This window comes from Senegalimassilia anaerobia JC110, assembly GCF_000236865.1.
Classification (GTDB): domain Bacteria; phylum Actinomycetota; class Coriobacteriia; order Coriobacteriales; family Eggerthellaceae; genus Senegalimassilia; species Senegalimassilia anaerobia.
This window is the reverse complement of record NZ_HE611016.1, coordinates 320846-337462: the sequence shown is the minus strand read 5'-3', so window position 1 is coordinate 337462 and position 16617 is coordinate 320846. Positions and strand designations below refer to the sequence as shown.

Here is a 16617-nt window from a genome sequence, read left to right as displayed (position 1 = left end):
TTGGGTTTGGGGAAGGTCAGCGCTACCGTCTGGCGGCTATTGCCGGACGCCATCTAGACCCCCATTCATCGCCGCAGCGATGACGCGCTCCGCCTTCGCCGTATCGATCGGCTTGGCCATGTGGGCGTTCATGCCGGCTTCCAGGCATTCTTGCACGTCCTCTTGGAAGGCGTTGCCCGTCATCGCGATGATGGGGATGCTTGCCGCATCGGAGCGGTCGAGGGCACGTATTGCCCTGGTAGCAGCCAGGCCGTCCATTTTCGGCATCACCACGTCCATGAGGATGACATCGAAGGTCCCGACTGGGTTTGCAGCGAACGCCTCCACCGCTTGCACGCCGTCGCCGGCGATCGACACGTACGCGCCATCGCCCTCCAGAATCGTCGCAGCGATCTCGGCATTAAGGTCGTTATCCTCAACCAGCAGCAATCGACGGCCTTTCAAGACAGATTCATTCGCCACCTGCTCGGTTTCACGCGGGGCGGGAGCCGGATCGAACGGGATGGAGATCACGAACGTGGACCCTTCGCCCAGCTCGCTGGAGATATCGATGGAGCCGCCCATCAGCTCTATGAGCTGTTTGACGATGGGCATGCCCAAGCCCGTGCCGCCGACGGTGCCCGCCACACTCGACTCGCGCGCAAAAGGCTCGAACACGCGCTTCAAGAACTCCGGGCTCATACCGATGCCGGTATCGGTGATCTCCCAGCGAAGCAAAATCTTGCCATCGAGCTGCTCGCTTGAGGTCACATGCGTTATCACTTTGCCGCCGGGGCGGTTATACTTGATGCAGTTGCTGTAGATGTTCAGGAAGATCTGGCGCAGGTACAACTCGCTGCCAAGGACATACCGATACGCGAGGCCGTCCTTCTCCTGATGACCCTCCATGCTCACGTCTGCTTCGGCGGCGAGCAGCTGCATGATGTCATCGACTTCTGCCTGCAAACGCGCCAGATCGATAGGCTCGCGCATAAGGGCAAGCTCGCCCTCACCGAGTTTGCTGGCCTGGAGCGTGTCGTCGATAAGGGAAAGCAGGTGTCTGGCGGCCGTCCTCATCTTGTCGTGGCTCTCCCACAGCAGTGCCTCGTCGTCACGGTTGCGTTCGCAGAGCTCCAAAAGCCCCAGGATGCAGTTCAAGGGGGTCCTCATGTCATGGCTCATTCGGTGGAGGAAGTCGGTCTTCACCTTGCTTGCGTGGTCCGCGCGCTCGAGAGCCTGCTCAAGGGCCTGCTGCTGGCGCGCCTGGTTCTTGACCGCGTCGTCGATGTCCACGAACACGCCCATGCACGAGCGCGCGATCCCCCGCTCGTCGCGGCGGAACTTCGCGGCGGCGCGGACCCACATGCGCCTGCCGTCCTTGCGCCGTACGCAATAGTTAACGTCGTACGGACCGCCCTCCGTTGCGGCGATGCGGAACTCGCTGTTGATGCGGGCCAGGTCGTCGGTGGCTATGAACCTGTCCATGTTCTCGCCGTTTTCAGGGAAGTCGTCCCCGCTTTCGAAACCAAGGACGCGGCGACACTCGTCTGAGAACCAGAATCCCGTGGGGTTGCCCTGCTCGTCGAAATCGGCCGTCCAGCAGGCGGCGTGCATAAGAGCGCGCACATCGGCGGCTTCCTGCTCGAAGGCGTGCTCGGCAAGGGCGCGCTGCTTCTGCTTTATTTCCATTTCCGCCTCGGCGAGCGCGCGCTGCGTCCGACGCAGCTCCTCCATGAGCAGCCGTTCGCGCTCCTCGCGATCCGCGACGCCGGCGAAGTCAAAGGAAGACGAAGCATCCCCCTGCTCCGATCCGGCTTTCAGATTGTCGTTCATGTTCGCCCCCCATCATCGGCCGATACATCCCGCTTCCGTATGACCCTAACGAAAAGCCGCCGACGCGCTGAGCCGTCGGCGGCTTGAGAACAACTGCAATCTATTGCTTTGAACCGGCTCCGATGAAGTACACGTTGCCGAGCTGGGAACCGTGTTCATCGAAACGCGCCGTCGAGACGATAAGCCCATCGTCGCGCATGCGGCGCACGGCGCGATCGACCGTCTTCGGGCACACGCCGAGCTTTTCCGCGATGGCGTTTTTGGTGTCGGAGCAACCCTGCGCACCGCACGAGGCGATATAACCGAGAATCCTCAGTTGAGAATTGGTCAACCCCACGCTTTGTTGCCGCCGAGCTGGCTCCGCTCCGGCGTGACTCACAGCAATCCCCTCACTTTTCCATAATCGGCGGAAGCCGCCGCTTAAAATCTAGCTCTGGGGTACTTTAGCGCAACGCTATCGCATGCGTCAAGCGTGATGTGTCACCCCCTATTCATCTGCTTGATTTCGATTAGTTTTGAGCCGTTATAACCGTTTTATATGGGGTTATGAACTAATTCGCGAAACCTAGCACGCAACAAATTGTTACAATCAGCGGTATTTGGGGGACGGGGGAATCCTGCCTCAACTCTTTAGTGGTTGCGGCGCCTTGCTGCGGCGACGGCTGTGGCGGCGGTTGCCCCGGCGATGCCCAGGGCGGCCGCCATCAAGGCTGCGTCATCGCCCGTTGCGGCAAGGTTGCCCGTGGCGGGTTTGTTTGCCGCAGCCTTGGCCGTTGCGGGCTTGGCGGGATCTTCGGCCTTAGTCGCGCCGCTGTTGTTGTCGCTAGGCTGCGGCTGCGGGCCAGGTGCTGCCCCTTCCGGCGTGAAGGCCAGATCGGTGCTCAGCCACAGGGTTTGAATCATACCGCTCTCGGGATCGATTTCGCTTGCTTCACCCACCTTGTAGCCGCATGCCGCGCCGTTGATCATCAGCTTAGCGTCGGGCGCGAAGTAGAAACCGCGCGCCGGCTTGAGGTACACGCCGTAGCGATACGTCACGCCGGGCTTGAAGGCGTCGATGTGGTTCGTGATGTTCTGGTCCCAGAACTCGACGGAGTTCACCTCGCTGCCGTCGCTGCCCGTCCAGTACTCGCACTGGAAGATAGCGTTCGAGCCTTCGGGGGTGCTTGCCGTGAACACCGGCTTGTCGCCTGCCTTGAAAGTGGTCGTGACGCCGTTGATCTCGATAAGGTCGATAGCCTGCCATTCGACGATCGGCTGCTCGCACAGCATATTCGCCGCATTCGGCACAAATACGCCTTCAACGGTCTTGATGGTGTTGCTCGCCCATTGGCCGTTGACGTTCACGTTGCAGTCATCGGCCAGGGTATTGCCGTCCTTAAGCCGTAGCTCAACGGAGTACATGTAGAACTTGCCCTCTTCGAACTGGGTGATCTTCTTCATGCCCGGCGCGTACTTGCCGGGATCGGAATACCAGAAGGCGACGGGCGTAAGCTCCCTGGGGTCGCTGCCGTCCATTTCCTCCCAGCACTCGTAGGCGATTTCGTACTTGTCGGCATCGACGGCAGGGATGGTCGCGGTCGCACGCGGTGCCTCGCCGGGCGCGTAGTCGGTCTTCACGTTGTCGACGTTCAGGCTCTCAAGGGCTTTCTTTTCCGCCGAGACGAGCGTGATCTCGCTGTTGATGTTGTAGCGGAGATAATAGTTGTCCCTGGTTTCGTTGATCACCACGGAACCGCCCGGCTTGTAGGCGTTGAAGATGTCATCGGGGTCGCCGGCGATGATGTTGTCACCCTCATAATCGGCGCCGGTAAACGTGAGCGTCGAGGCGACCAGAAGGTCGTCATTGCGCGTAAGCTGGTATTGGCCGCTTGCCGTGCCGCCCGTAAAGGTGAGCGTCAGCCTCATGTGATTGCCGATAGGCTCGAAATGAGCCGACACGTCAGACATGGATGCGTCCAGAACTTCGACAAGGGCGCCTGAAGCGGCATCTGCCCGGTAATACTTGGTCTCGACGATTCCGCTGAGCGGCGTTTCCGGTATACCGCCTTCCACATCGGGAAAATCGAAGGTGTACGACTGACCCTTTGCGAGCGTGATATTGCCCGGAAGCGCGCAGTCCGTGTAATGGTCGACCACGGTCGTGTTGATCTTCACGCCGCCTTCGCCGACGACGTCGGTCACACCGCGGGTCTGGATAGCGCCGTTTGCCGAAGCTGCAGCGTTATCGGCGTTGCCGTTTTGCCCTGTAGCAGCATTTTGATCTGCCGCGGCAGCGTCGTTCGCCATCGCTGCCGGTGCGGCGGGCTGGGCCTGCTGGGAAGCAGCCTGCTGGTCTGCTGAGGCGCTATTGCTTGCAGGCGCGGAAGCGGCCGGCGCCGCTGGCGCAGGCGCCGCGCTTGCCGCAGGGGCGGTTTCCGCCGCGGGCGTTGCCTGGGCTGCCGGGGCCGCAACTGCGGCAGCGTCGTTCGTTGCGGTGTCTTTGTCCGCCGTCTCGGCGGCGAGCGATGCGGCGGGCATAAACAACTGCCCCGCAATGAGAGCACTCACTCCGACGCAGGCGATTTTGGCGCCCGTGCGGCGCTCCGCCCCGTTCATTGGCGAGCAATCCTTCGCGTGTCGTGCTCGTTGTTCAGGGTGTCGTTTGCGCATAGCTGCCTCCTTGGTCAAAAGCCGGTTTCCATGGAGACACATTGCGCCGCATTCTTCTTATTGCCTAGGTTCGCATATGCGAATCCTCTCGCCCACCTGGGGTTTTGCGCGAAATCGCTTCCTTGTGCATAAGATGCTTATGAGTATGATACTCATAAGCATCTTAAATAAGCAGCGGATCGAAACTTGAAGCGGGAATCAGCTAGAACAGCGTGAGGTGAAACGTGCGCTCGTTGGTTTCGCCTGGGGCTAGCTGCGTCATGCCGGCTTTGCGCTCGAACACATCGTCCTCGTCGTGGGCGGTGGTGTGCCCGGACCACGGCTCAAGCGCCACGAACGGCGCATCGTTGGCCGCGGACCATACGCCGATATAGGGAAAGCCCGGGAACTCGACGCGCACGCCGTGCCCGCTTTTCGTGCCCAGCAGCGTGAGCATGCCGTCGGGAACGTCCGTGAACATGAGCGCATCATGGGCGAACGACGCATGCGTGAGCGCCACGGTGTCGGACCCCTGCGGGCATTCAAATGCGTTATCCCAACTCATAAGACCATCTTCGCCGATCACCGGCAGTGTGCAGGTCCAAGGACGGGCGAACTTGAGCACATAATCCTCGAAGGTTTCGTCGGCCGCATCGCCCACGGGCACATTGAACGCCGGATGCCCGCCCACGCAAAACGGCAGCGTTGCATCGCCGGTGTTCGTCACGCGAAACGTCTGGGAAAGCGTGGCCTCGCCCGTGATGACGTAGGTCATGTTCAGCTTGAAGCTATACGGATACGCGGCGCGCGTCTCGGCCGAATCGCGCAGCTCGAAGGTGACCGACGACCCATCGGCGGCGCGGTCAACCACCGCATGCTCGTAGTTGCGCGCAATGCCATGGCGCCCCATCACGCACGGCCCCTGCGCCGACTCCGCACGCCCATCGCGCAACGACCCCACGATGGGGAACAAAACCGGCGCCCGCCTGGCCCAAAACCGCGGATCGCCCTGCCACAGATACTCGTGGCCATCCAACTGCAGGCTGAGCAGCTGCGCCCCCATGGGGTCGACGGCGGCGCTCAGGCGCCCATGGCGAAGGGAAACGGGTTCGGGCATAATGGGGTCCTTTCTTTCGATACCGCTTGCTATCCTACCCGCAAAAAGCGGCGCCCGCATGATATACGGGCGCCGCCATCAAGTTTGCGCATCGCGCTTCGTTACGCGGGTCAGGACCGATGCCTTGCTCCCTCGGTTCCGCATGGAAAGCTATCGAGCCCGAAGTCCCGCGTTGCCCGCATGCCGCAAACCCTTGCCGAGCACAGCGTAACCGCCCCGCTTTATCGTCCGCTGTTCGCAATCGCCTCGTCGATCAGCGCGTCAAGCTTCTTCGCTTGCTCGCCGGACGTGATCGCACCCACGATGGGCTGTCCCACGATGTTGCCGTTGCTGTCGACCACGTAGGTGGTCGGATACGAGTACAGCTTGGAGGTGAACTTGCCGGCTTCGCTATCCGAGCCGAACCAGACGTTCTTATAAGACACGCCCTTTTTCTCCAAGATGCTCTTCGCCTCGGAAATCGCAGCTTTGTCGCCGTCAAGGGTAAAGGAATTGACGCCTACGACCGCGCCGCCCTTGTCCGCAAGCTTCTGGTTAAGCGCTTCCAATTCCCCAAGCTCGCCCACGCACGGCTTGCAGGTAGTGAACCAGAAGTTGACAACCGTAACGGTGTTGTTCGAGAACAGCTCATCGCTGCTCACGTCGTTACCGTCAAGGTCCTTTCCGTTGAAGCTCGGGAACTTCTCCGTCCCCTCGGCTTTTGCCGTCATGCCCGCGCTCTGGGCGTCAACGCTCTCGCCCTGGCTCGGCGTGCTGCCGCATCCGGGGAATTCCTGCTCCAGGGCCGCAAGCTTGTCCTCGATCCGTTTGATCTGTTCCGCCCCGGTATTCAGCGTTTCCAGTTCCTGTGCCGTGAACTTATCCTTGGCGCCTTCAAGCGTAGCTAGAAGGAAGTCGCCATAGTTGCTGCCATCCTCGATCATCGGGCTTTCCTTGCTTGCCGAAAGGAACAGCTTCTCCCAAAGCTGCGAATCGGCCGAAAGCACTTCGTTTTCCTTCTGCATAAGCTGCTCATACAGCTTCGCCGCCTCATCGGCGTTGCTCGGCTGCGCCTCGATCAACGCAGCCGCATCGGATGCGCCTGCCGGGCGCTCGTCTCCGCCGGTGCCGGCGGAGCAAGCGGCAAGACCGATCGCCAGCAGGGATGCGGCCAGCACAGCCGATATCTTCAACAGCTTCGTGTTCATATTCTTAGTCTTCCTCATCTTCATTCCTCCGTTTTTCAATCGATATCCGTCATTCGAACCCTATCCGCCTCCGCGGCGTGATGACCGCATGACACGCACGTGCCAAAGCGATAGCTGATGGCGTCAACGGGGCAAGCGTTCACGCACATCCCGCAGCGTATGCATTCAGCGTGATCCGGTGAAGCCGTCACGTCGACATCCATCTTGCAAGTCCTCGCGCACGTACCGCAGGAGATGCATTTGCCCTGATCGACCTTCATCCCCAGCAAGGAAACCTTGTTCATCAGGGCGTAGAACGCGCCAAGGGGGCAAACCCATTTGCAAAACGGCCGATAGAACAGCACGCTCAGCACAACTACTGCGATCAATGCCGCAAGCTTCCATGTGAATAGCACCCCCAACGCCGATCGGATGCCGCTATCGACGAGGGAAAGCGGGATCGCACCCTCGAGAACGCCTTGGGGACAGATGTACTTGCAGAACAGCGGGTCGCCCATGCCGACGTCGTTCACGAGCACCGCGGGCAGGAACACTACGGTCAACGCCAACACCCCGTACTTCACGTATCTCAACGGCTTGAGCTTACCCGTGGACAGCTTTTTGCCCGGAATCTTGTGCAGCAGTTCCTGCAGCCAGCCGAACGGGCACAAAAATCCGCACACGAAACGTCCCAGCAGCACGCCCGTCAAAATCAAGAACCCGGTCACGTAATACGAGAAGCTGAACTTCGACGATCCGACCACTGCTTGAAAGGCGCCGATAGGGCAAGCACCCGCAGCGGCTGGACAGGAATAGCAGTTCAAACCAGGAACGCACACTGCTTTCGAATCGCCCTGATGAATACCGCCCTTGATAAGGTTCGGCAGGTGGATATTCGAAAGCAATGCGGCACCCGCCTGGACAAACCCGCGGAAACGGCTTAAAAGCCACGACGCATGGAAGTTTCCCTTACCCAATCCCAACACACTCCAAACACAGCCTGATAGCCTTGCTGAGCACGATGTCGGCCTCACCCCGAAGGGCGCCGACGCCCACCATGGCCGCCCCGACGATCAGCAAGATCGCCTGGAATACCGCCTTCCTTGTTTTGAACAATCTGACGCTCCTTTCGTTCTCGGGCATATGTAATCATGTCTGCTATAAAATCCGCGTTAAGGAACAACACGTATGAGCCGGAGGCCCGATATGCGTATTTTGGTTGTCGAGGACGAAAAGGCGCTGTGCGACGCAATCGCCCGCAGCCTTCGCCATCTTGCCTATAGCGTCGATTGCTGCCATGATGGGCAAACGGCTATCGACCTGCTCGCCATCGAAACCTTCGACTTGGTCGTGCTCGACCTGAACCTTCCCGAAGCGGACGGCATGACGGTGCTTGAAACGCTTCGGGAAACCGACCACGACACGAAGGTGCTGATCTTATCGGCACGAAGCGACATCGCCGATAAGGTAGGCGGCTTGGACGCTGGGGCCAACGATTACCTGACAAAACCGTTTCACTTAGAAGAGCTCGCAGCCAGGATACGAAGCCTGACCCGCAGGCGATTTATTCAAGACAGCACTGTGCTGACCTGCGGAACCCTTTCTTTTGACACAAGCTCTCGTAAGGCTTGCGCAAACGATCGATCCCTTTCCCTGACTCGAAAGGAAACGGGCATATTGGAGTACCTGATGCTCAACCAAGGGCGACCGGTTAGCCAGGAGGAGCTCCTCGAGCACGTGTGGGACTGCAGCGCGAACAGCTTCAGCAATTCAGCCAGGGTCCATATGTCGGCGCTTAGGAAGAAGCTGCGCGAAGCGCTCGGGCACGACCCTATCAGCAACCGCATAGGGCAAGGCTACGTGATGGAGGAACGCGAATGAAGGACCTTTCGCTGCAATGGCGCATCACGTTGATGACGGCCGCCCTCGTCTGCGCGGCCTGCCTATCGATGAATTTCCTTGTCGGCTATTCCGGAATGCAATATATGGATGAGATCGGCAGCGAGGTATCAGCTTATAGCAACGTGAACGAGGATGCTCCCAAGTCATTCGACCCAGGAAGCGAGGACGTCGGCAATGAGCTGACGATTGTAGTGAGCGACGCGCAAAAGTCGTTCGGCACTACTAGCTGGTGCATTACCGCTGTGGTGACGCTTATCGGAGGCGTGCTCGCATACTTCGCAAGCGGCCGCGCACTCAGACCCCTACGGGCTTTCGCCGCGCAAATCGAATACGTGCAACCAGGGAATCTTGCCGATTCGAAAATCAGCGAGGACGTGCTTCCGGAATTCAAAAGGTTCAGCGAATCGTTCAACGGCATGATAAATCGCCTTGACGCGGGTTTCGCCGCGCAACGCCAGTTCTCCGGCAACGCCGCGCACGAGTTGCGCACGCCGCTGGCGCTCATGCAAGCCCAAATGGAGCTATTCGCAGTAGAACACCCTGACGTACCACCAGCGACCAACGACCTCCTTACGCTGCTGCGCGAGCAAACCGAGAGAATGTCGAGCATGACGAGCACATTGCTCGAAATGAGCGAGCTGCGCGCCATCCCCTGCAACGACGAAATCGAACTCGCGCCCCTGATCGAGGAGGTGCTAGCAGACCTCGCCCCGCTCGCCGACCAAAAGAGCATCGCCCTCGCCTGCCGCGGGAACAGCCTAATAAACGGCAGCGACCCATTGATGTATCGGATGGTGTTCAACCTTGTCGAGAACGCAATTCGCTACAGCCGCCCCGCCTCGACGATCGACGTGACCGTCGACGAGGAAGACGATCGCGTTCTCATCCGCATCGAAGACGAGGGCTTCGGAATCCCCGAACAGCACCGAGACAGCGTGTTCCAGCCGTTTTTCCGCGTTGACAAGTCTCGCAGCAGGGAATACGGGGGCGTAGGGTTGGGCCTGTCGCTGGTATGGGAAATCGCGACGCTTCACGGCGGCACGATCGAAGTCGAGAACAGCTCCAGCCACGGCACCGTCATGCTCGCAACCCTCCCTAAGCTAGGCGCTGCGAAGTAGCCGATTGGACTCTAAGCGTGCCCCAACCACGGCCCATGCGCCATGAGCGGCGCATCGTTGGCGAAAAGATCCTACCCGCAAAAAGCGGCACCCGCATGATATACGGGCGCCGCCATCAAGTTTGCGCATCGCGCTTCGCCGCGCGGGTCGGGGTCGGATGCCGCGCGGCGCGAGGGATATCGCGGGAGTGCAAGCCGCGCCGCACGCCGCGGCCAGCTCATCGCCTTACGGGAGCCTCTCACGTGAAAAGCCCGCTCCCACATCGCGCAAAAGCCGCCTTACGGGCGCTTCGTGCCGCAGTTGCTGCAGAACGCGCCGGTGTTGTGCTGGCCGCACTGGCAATCCCAGCCGCCGTCGCCTGCGGGCTTGGGACTTCCGCAGTTGCTGCAGAACTTGCCAGTGTTGGAGGCGCCGCACGAGCAGGTCCACTCACCGGCAGCCGCTGGCGGCTCGGGCTTGGGGCTGCCGCAGTTGCTGCAGAACTTGCCGGTGTTGGAGGCGCCGCAGGAGCACGTCCACGTGTCGCCGCCTGCAGCAGGTGCCGCCGCCGGCGCTGCAGCGGGCGCAGGCTCGGCGGCAGGCGCCGCGAAGCCGCCGCCTGCCGCCACGGGATACTGGCTTTGCGGGGCGCTGCCGCCCTGGCCGTACAGGCCCTGCGGGTTCATGCCGCCCACCGCGTTGGCCATGCCCATGCCCATGAAGCCCATCATGGCGCCGTTCTCGTTCGCAGCTGCCGTGCGCATGGCGTCGGCCTGCGATGCCGCCAGGTTCGCAGCCGCCATGTTCGGATCGCGCATGACCGCAGCCTTCTGCAGATCTTTGATCATCTGCTCGTCCTCTTCGGACGCCGCGATAGCGTTCACGCCGAAGCTTGCCACCTGCAGACCGCGCAGCTGGCCCCACTTCTCCGACAGCACTTCGTTCAGGGCGTCGGCAAGCTCGGTGGTGTGCGCCGGCACGGCCGAGTAACGCACGCCCATGGCGCTGATCTTCGCAAACGCCGGCTGCAGCGCTGTCAAAAGCTCGCTTTTCAGCTGCGAATCGATTTTGTCGCGCGTGTAGGGCTCCTCGACGTTACCGCACACGTTCTTGTAGAACATGAGCGGGTCGACGATCTTGTAGGAGTACTCGCCGTTGCAGCGCACGGAGATGTCCACGTCAAGGCCGATGTTGGCGTCCACCACGCGGAACGGCACCGGCTGGGCCGTACCGTACTTGTTACCCACGATCTCCTTCGCGTTGAAGAAGTACACGCGCTGGTCCTTGCCCGTGTCGCCGCCGAAGGAGAAACGCGCTCCCACGCGCTCGAACGACTTCTTGATGCGGTCGCCCAGCGTGCCGGACTCGCCGAAGAACAGGCTGGGCTCGGTGGACTTGTCGAACACGAACTCGCCCGCCTCGCCGCAGGCGTCGACGATGGCGCCTTGCTCCACGATGATCATAAACTGACCCTCGTTCACCGCGATGATCGACCCATCCGAGATGATGTTGCTCTCGCCCTTGATGTTCGAGCTGCGGCCCTTGTCGGAGATGCGCTTCTGGCCCTTCGCGCACAGCACGTCAGCCTCAAGCGAATCGCAGTAGAAGTACTCGCGCCAAGAGTCGGCCAGCACGCCGCCCGCAGCCCCGATACCCGCTTTGATCAAACCCATGATGTCCTCCTTATCCGATGCTGCCTGTTCGTTCGCTATTCCAAAACCTATTAGATAGAGCCTGGTTATACCCGATCGCGTGCGGCGGCGGCCGTTCCGTTACGGAAGCGACGATCGGCGCCGTTCACAACCGGTGGAAGTCGGTTACCGCTTGTCGTCGTCATCCGTTTCCACAAGCGTGCGCGTCTGATACGAGGTGACGAACGTGTCATCGCTGCCTGTTAAGTCGAAGCTGCCGTTGACCACGTACGCATGCGCGCTGCGCTGCTCCACCGCCGTTTTCATCTGCGAGTAGAAATAGATGCACGTGCCGGCTGCCACGACCAGCGGCACGCCCGCATCGACGCCCACGCGGGTGACGGTATCGTCGAACTGGATGAACCCGAAATCCACGCCCAGCATGACGGCGCCGACCACCAGGAAGATGCCCAAGAACCACAGCACCACCTTCAACGGCGACACCGGCAGATCGCCCACCAAGCGCCCCGTCTGCCCGTTCATGGCGAACAGGAAGTCCTTGTCCTTCCAGCGCGTATGCAGCATCCACACCGGCAGCAGCGCCTGCTTGACCTCGGAGAACGACACCTCGGCGTCCACATCGGCCGGGTCGACCTCGTCGTAGCCGGTGACGGTGTCGCGCAGCTGGTCGGCAAGCGTGTTCTCCATGCGGCGCACCGCGCGATGACAGCATGCGTCGGAGTCCTGGTCGTAGCGCTCGGCGGAGAAGCCGGGCAAGTAAGCCACCGAGAACGGGGTCAGCTCGTCGTAGTCGAACGGCTCGATGGCGTCCATGTGCTCGTCGGGCATCTTCGCCGAACCGTCGGCGGGGATGCGCGTGAACTCCGACGAGCCCTGGCGCCACGCGTTGTACACATCGGTTTCCGTGACCTCGTATTTGCCCTCGCGCCAGGTGCGTATGTTGCGCGCCTCGAAGGTGCCCTCGCCGCTGGCCGATCCGTCGTAAAGCCAGAACGGCACGTACACGCCCTGCACATGGGCGATGCGGTTTTGCGCGGCGAATTCCTTCGGAAGGAACTTCTTGCCCTTGTAGTACTCGGTAAGAGTCTGCTCGGCGGCGGCCTTGTCCAATTTGAACGGGATGACCAAGTCGGGCTTTGCGGTGTCCACGAACGAGCCGGGCGCCATGGCCTGGTTGCCGCAATAGGGGCATTCCTGGATGGCGGTGGTGGCGTCGGACGTCAGCTGCGCGCCGCACGACGAGCACAGGTAGCTGCGCATGCCGGCACGTTCCTCCTCGTTCCAGCTGGCGCGCGAGAGATACGATGCGATGGAGCTGTCGGCTTGGGCGCCCACCGCCACGGCGGCGTCGATGACGTCCTCGGTGACCACCGACGACGCCCCGGCGGCCTCGTCGGCCATGCGCTCGAAGCTTGACTGCTCGCCGGCTTCGGCACGTGCCGCCGCAGCCTCCGCCTTCTCATCGGCCTCGCGCTGCTTGGCCGCATACGCCTCCTCGACCTGGGCCGGCGTGAACGTCGATTCGCAGAATTCGCACTCGAGCATGCCGCTATCGCCCTTGTAGCGCAGCGGCCCCATGCAGTTCGGACATTGATAGTTCACCGATTCTTGGGCCATGGTTTTTCCCTTTCCCGAATGCGTATGTGGAGAAAACCTCTGGTAACAGCTTACCAAAGCAGGGCGCTTCAGAAGCGCCATGCTGTCCCATTTTCAGCCGCATTTCAGCAACCCGCGGCCCGACTTTGCGATTCGGGGAGCAATAGCCGATCGAGCGCGTACAATGAGCCGAAACGAGCGTAGGGCCAAGCGGGGATGCGGCAGCGAAGCGGGCCTCCGCGCGAAGCGGCTTCGGCCATCGGGGAGCGCCGCCGCGTCAGCGCGGGCCCTTCCGCATCAGGAAGCGTCGCCACGCCAGGGCAGGCCCTTCCGCATCAGGGGCAAACAGGGGATCAGGGAAACGGAAAGGGGAAGCCGACCATGGATGTCGACCGCAAACATGTGCTGATCGCGTGCGCCATCGCAGGCGCCGTGCTGGGCCTGGTGCTCGCCGTGCTGCAGGCCGCAGGCCCCTTCCCCACGCCAAGCCTGCACGGCATGCCCACCGGCGCATCAAGGTCGACGGGCTTCATGCTTGCCATGGCCCCCTTGTTGGCTGCCTGGGGGTTCACCATCCACCTTCGCTGCTCGGACGCGCAGATCGCGCGCTATCTGAAGGCCAACGCCGCCCTATGCATCGCCTGGCTGCTCATCGTCACGCTGAAATACCCTACCGGCAACGACCACCTGACCTCCATCATGTGGTACCTCTATTATGTGCCCATGCTGCTGACCAGCACGTTCAGCCTGTTCAGCGCCATGCGCGCCTCGGCCCTCGACCGCATGCCCGTCACAAGCTACGCGAAACGGGCCGTATTGGCCATCGATGCCGCGCTTATCGCGCTCGTGCTCACGAACAACCTGCATCATATGGTGTTCCGCTTCTCGTTCGACGACCCGCTATGGTCGGGCAGCTACACGTACGGCCCGGGGTATTGGGTGGTGCTCGGTTGGATCATCACGCAGATCGTGCTGTTCTTCGCCTGCTCGTTCGCCGCTGCGCGCAGGCAGCTGCGCAGCGCGTTCGTGCCCATGGCCCTTATCGCGGGCGTGCTGGGGGCGTACACGGTGCTCTACATCCTGCGGTTCCTGATAGGCTCGAACCTTGGGCTCGTATACAGCATTCTGCTGGTCTCCTGCCTTGAGATAGCGCTTGACCTGGGAATACTTCCTTCGTATTACTGGCGCGAATCCATGTTCTCCGCGCTGCCGTTCAACCTGCGCATCCTTTCGCGCACCGGCGAGGTGGCGCTGCACACCGCGCTGTTCCAGCCAAGCGCTCACGACGACGCGCTGCATTCCATGCTCCTGCAATCCAATCTTCCCCGGCGAAGCATCACGAGCTTCCGCACCACGGCGGTCCCCCATACGCTGTTCCGGGGCTACCACGTCACCGGCGGGTCGGCGCTGCTGGCCGAGGACGTCGCCGCCATCGACGAGCGGCGCGAGACGCTCGAGCGGCAGCAGGACAGCCTGCGGGCGCACAACGACCTGCTGAAGCACCGCCATGCCATCGACGGCGTGCTGTACCGCACGCAACAGGAACGCGCGCTCATCGACGAGATCGAGCAGACGCTTGCGGCGAAGACCCGGCGCATCGACGAGCTGCTTTCCGACCTCCCCCGCGACAACGACCCGCAAAGCCTGGCGCAGCGGCGCGAGCGGCTCACCGAGGTCAAGCTGCTCATCGCGTACTGCAAGCGAAAGGGCGGGCTTGTGCTGGCAGGGAAAAGCGACCCAGCGTTCAACCGCGAACGCCTTCAGCTGGTGTTCAACGAAACGGCCGCCGACCTGCGCACCCTGGGCATCGACTGCGCCGCGCTCGTGGACGTCAAGCGCGTGCTGCCGGCCTCCACGGTTAGCGTGCTCTACGACTGCCTCTACGATTTCGCGGCGGCCGCGTTCGCGGCAAGCGATCCCATCCTCATGCTGTTCGTCAGCGATGGCCCGGAAGCCGGCGAAGGCCCGGGCGCCCAGCGGCGCCGGCGCGTCGTGGAGATGCGCGCCGCCCTTGAGGCCGAGGAGTCGGTGCAGACCGAGAGCTACACGCGCTCCCTCGAGGAGCTGCGCCGGGTCCTCGAGCGCCGCAACGTCCGCTTCACCCTTGACATCGCGCCCGATGGCGCGACGCTGGCGGTGCAGGTGAGCGAAGACGAGGGGGTTGCGTGATGGAAGAGCTGCTGTTCACCAAGATCCCCGTGGTCGCGACGCTCACGGCCGTGTTCTTCCTGCTGACCGCCGCGCAGACGCTGCATGCGCTGTTCCTGGCGGCGCGCAAAAACGCGCGCCCGGTATCGGCTGCCTCCGTGTACGAGGCGCTGCTGGTGGTGCATCTGTACCTTGCGACCGCCACCATGTTGTCGGCGTACTCGAACCATGGCGTCCTGCTACTGCACCTGCGCGTGACGGCGCTGCCCTTGAGCGCGCTGCTTTGGTTCAACCTGGCCTTGGCCGTCATGGGGCTGGCGCTTGCCATCCGCTACCGCAAACCGGTGATGGCATGGGAGATCGCGCTGTTCGCCGCATGCTCGCCGCCCGTCATCGACGCCGCCGGCGCCTTCGCGCCGTACCTGTTCATAGCCGATGCCGCGTTCCTGACGTTCCGTGTGAGCGCCGGGCTCATCTTGGACATCCGGCGATTCCGCAACAGCATCACGCAGCTTTCCGCCATCGAGGCCGTCGACCGCCTGCCCGAGGGCCTGGCAATGGCCGACAAGGGCGGGCGCGTGCTGTACATGAACGATGCCATGCGATGGTGCCTCATGGAGCTCGGCTTCGCCACCGACCTGTCCGATGTCAGCATGCTGTGGGAAAACCTGTGCGAGATAGCGAAACGCGGTGCGGCGCCCATAAACGACGTGCTGCCCGAAGGCGTGCGCATCCAGGTCGGGGAAGGCAACGTGCGCCTGTTCAAGCGCGACACCGCCGAGGTCAACGGAAAGACGTATCGTCGCCTTGCGGCCATCGATGTCACGGAGGAGGAGCGCCTCAACATCACCATCGCGCGCACGAACGACCTGCTTGACCAGGCGAATCGCGAGTTGGAGGAGTCGCTTGCGGGCATCCGCGAGGTCGCGCGCAACGAGGCCATGCTGCACATGAAGGCGCGCGTGCACGACACCATCGGCCAGCGCCTTTCCATCCTGCATCGCTACCTTGAGGACGGCAGTAGCAACCCTGAGGCACTCGACCAGGTCACGGACCTGGTGCGCAGCATGATGGAAGACCTGGCCCGCGCCAACGGCGAGCAATCGCCCACCGAGCTGGCGTCCATCATGCACGCGTTCGAGCTGGTGGGTGTGCGCATCGAGCAGGTCGGCCTCCTGCCTGGGAAGCCGGCCGTGGCCGAGGCGTTCGTCGCCATCTGCCGCGAGGCTGCCACCAACGCCGTGAAGCATGGCCAGGCCCGCAACGTGCGCATCTCCTTTGAAGAAAGCAGCAGTTCGTATACGATGCGTGTAACCAACGATGGCTTGGCAGGTCCCGGCGATTTCCACGAGGGAACGGGGCTTCCCAGCATGCGCGAGGCCGTTGGCGCGGTCGGCGGCACCTGCCAGGTGACGGCCACCCAGCCTTTCACCCTAGAAGCGGTGGTTCCACGGTAGAATAGAGGGCATCGCCGCTGTTCCGGCGATATGCAGGGA

Annotated in this window: 13 protein-coding genes; 4 read left to right on the top strand and 9 right to left on the bottom strand. The window is 62.1% G+C overall.

All coding sequences use genetic code 11. The features are described 5' to 3' along the window. Positions 1 to 36 precede the first annotated feature (36 nt). The 7 genes from SFHG_RS07555 to SFHG_RS07525 all read right to left on the bottom strand — a co-directional run bounded on the left by SFHG_RS07555 (position 37) and on the right by SFHG_RS07525 (position 7842). Complete coding sequence (locus tag SFHG_RS07555; RefSeq protein ID WP_052297864.1) at positions 37 to 1812, bottom strand: PAS domain-containing hybrid sensor histidine kinase/response regulator; 1776 nt, start codon at positions 1810 to 1812, stop codon at positions 37 to 39. Positions 1813 to 1912: 100 nt separating this feature from the next. Then, complete coding sequence (locus SFHG_RS07550; protein WP_052297863.1) at positions 1913 to 2143, bottom strand: winged helix-turn-helix domain-containing protein; 231 nt, start codon at positions 2141 to 2143, stop codon at positions 1913 to 1915. A 299-nt stretch (positions 2144 to 2442) separates the two neighbouring features. Beyond that, positions 2443 to 4410 carry a hypothetical protein gene (locus SFHG_RS10170; protein ID WP_052297862.1) on the bottom strand — a complete coding sequence of 656 codons (1968 nt, stop codon included), beginning with the start codon at positions 4408 to 4410 and terminating at the stop codon, positions 2443 to 2445. 256 nt (positions 4411 to 4666) lie between these two features. Continuing rightward, the gene (locus SFHG_RS07540) at positions 4667 to 5560 is read right to left on the bottom strand and encodes an aldose 1-epimerase family protein (RefSeq protein WP_042435842.1); all 894 of its coding nucleotides are present in this window, start codon (positions 5558 to 5560) and stop codon (positions 4667 to 4669) included. A 221-nt stretch (positions 5561 to 5781) separates the two neighbouring features. Beyond that, a complete protein-coding gene (locus SFHG_RS07535) occupies positions 5782 to 6765 on the bottom strand; it encodes a TlpA family protein disulfide reductase (RefSeq protein ID WP_238318306.1) in 984 nt (327 codons plus the stop codon). Between the two features lie 17 nt (positions 6766 to 6782). Further along, positions 6783 to 7631: a 4Fe-4S binding protein gene (locus SFHG_RS07530; protein ID WP_238318305.1), complete on the bottom strand. Its 849-nt coding sequence runs from the start codon at positions 7629 to 7631 to the stop codon at positions 6783 to 6785. 64 nt (positions 7632 to 7695) lie between these two features. Beyond that, a complete protein-coding gene (locus SFHG_RS07525; RefSeq protein WP_202898160.1) occupies positions 7696 to 7842 on the bottom strand; it encodes a CD1871A family CXXC motif-containing protein in 147 nt (48 codons plus the stop codon). Between the two features lie 72 nt (positions 7843 to 7914). On the opposite strand from SFHG_RS07525, the gene SFHG_RS07520 reads away from it, so the two are divergent. Next, positions 7915 to 8607, top strand: a complete 693-nt coding sequence (locus SFHG_RS07520) for a response regulator transcription factor (RefSeq protein ID WP_081469008.1) — start codon at positions 7915 to 7917, stop codon at positions 8605 to 8607. Further along, positions 8604 to 9746 (top strand): sensor histidine kinase, encoded by a 1143-nt coding sequence (locus SFHG_RS07515; RefSeq protein WP_042435830.1) that lies wholly within the window; start codon positions 8604 to 8606, stop codon positions 9744 to 9746. Before SFHG_RS07520 ends, SFHG_RS07515 begins: the two co-directional genes overlap by 4 nt. Positions 9747 to 10024: 278 nt before the next feature. Here the strand turns inward: SFHG_RS07515 and SFHG_RS07510 are convergent, their stop codons facing one another. Further along, entirely contained in the window at positions 10025 to 11398 is a 1374-nt protein-coding gene (locus SFHG_RS07510; RefSeq protein WP_042435827.1) for an SPFH domain-containing protein, read from the bottom strand. Between the two features lie 144 nt (positions 11399 to 11542). Continuing rightward, positions 11543 to 12994 (bottom strand): TFIIB-type zinc ribbon-containing protein, encoded by a 1452-nt coding sequence (locus tag SFHG_RS07505; protein ID WP_042435825.1) that lies wholly within the window; start codon positions 12992 to 12994, stop codon positions 11543 to 11545. A 360-nt stretch (positions 12995 to 13354) separates the two neighbouring features. Here SFHG_RS07505 and SFHG_RS07500 point away from each other — a divergent pair, with 360 nt between their 5' ends. Together SFHG_RS07500 and SFHG_RS07495 are read left to right on the top strand one after the other, a co-directional pair. Continuing rightward, positions 13355 to 15142 (top strand): hypothetical protein, encoded by a 1788-nt coding sequence (locus SFHG_RS07500; RefSeq protein WP_042435822.1) that lies wholly within the window; start codon positions 13355 to 13357, stop codon positions 15140 to 15142. After that, a complete protein-coding gene (locus tag SFHG_RS07495) occupies positions 15142 to 16578 on the top strand; it encodes a sensor histidine kinase (RefSeq protein ID WP_042435819.1) in 1437 nt (478 codons plus the stop codon). The genes SFHG_RS07500 and SFHG_RS07495 overlap by 1 nt, the downstream gene beginning before the upstream one ends. The last annotated feature ends 39 nt before the right edge of the window (positions 16579 to 16617 follow it).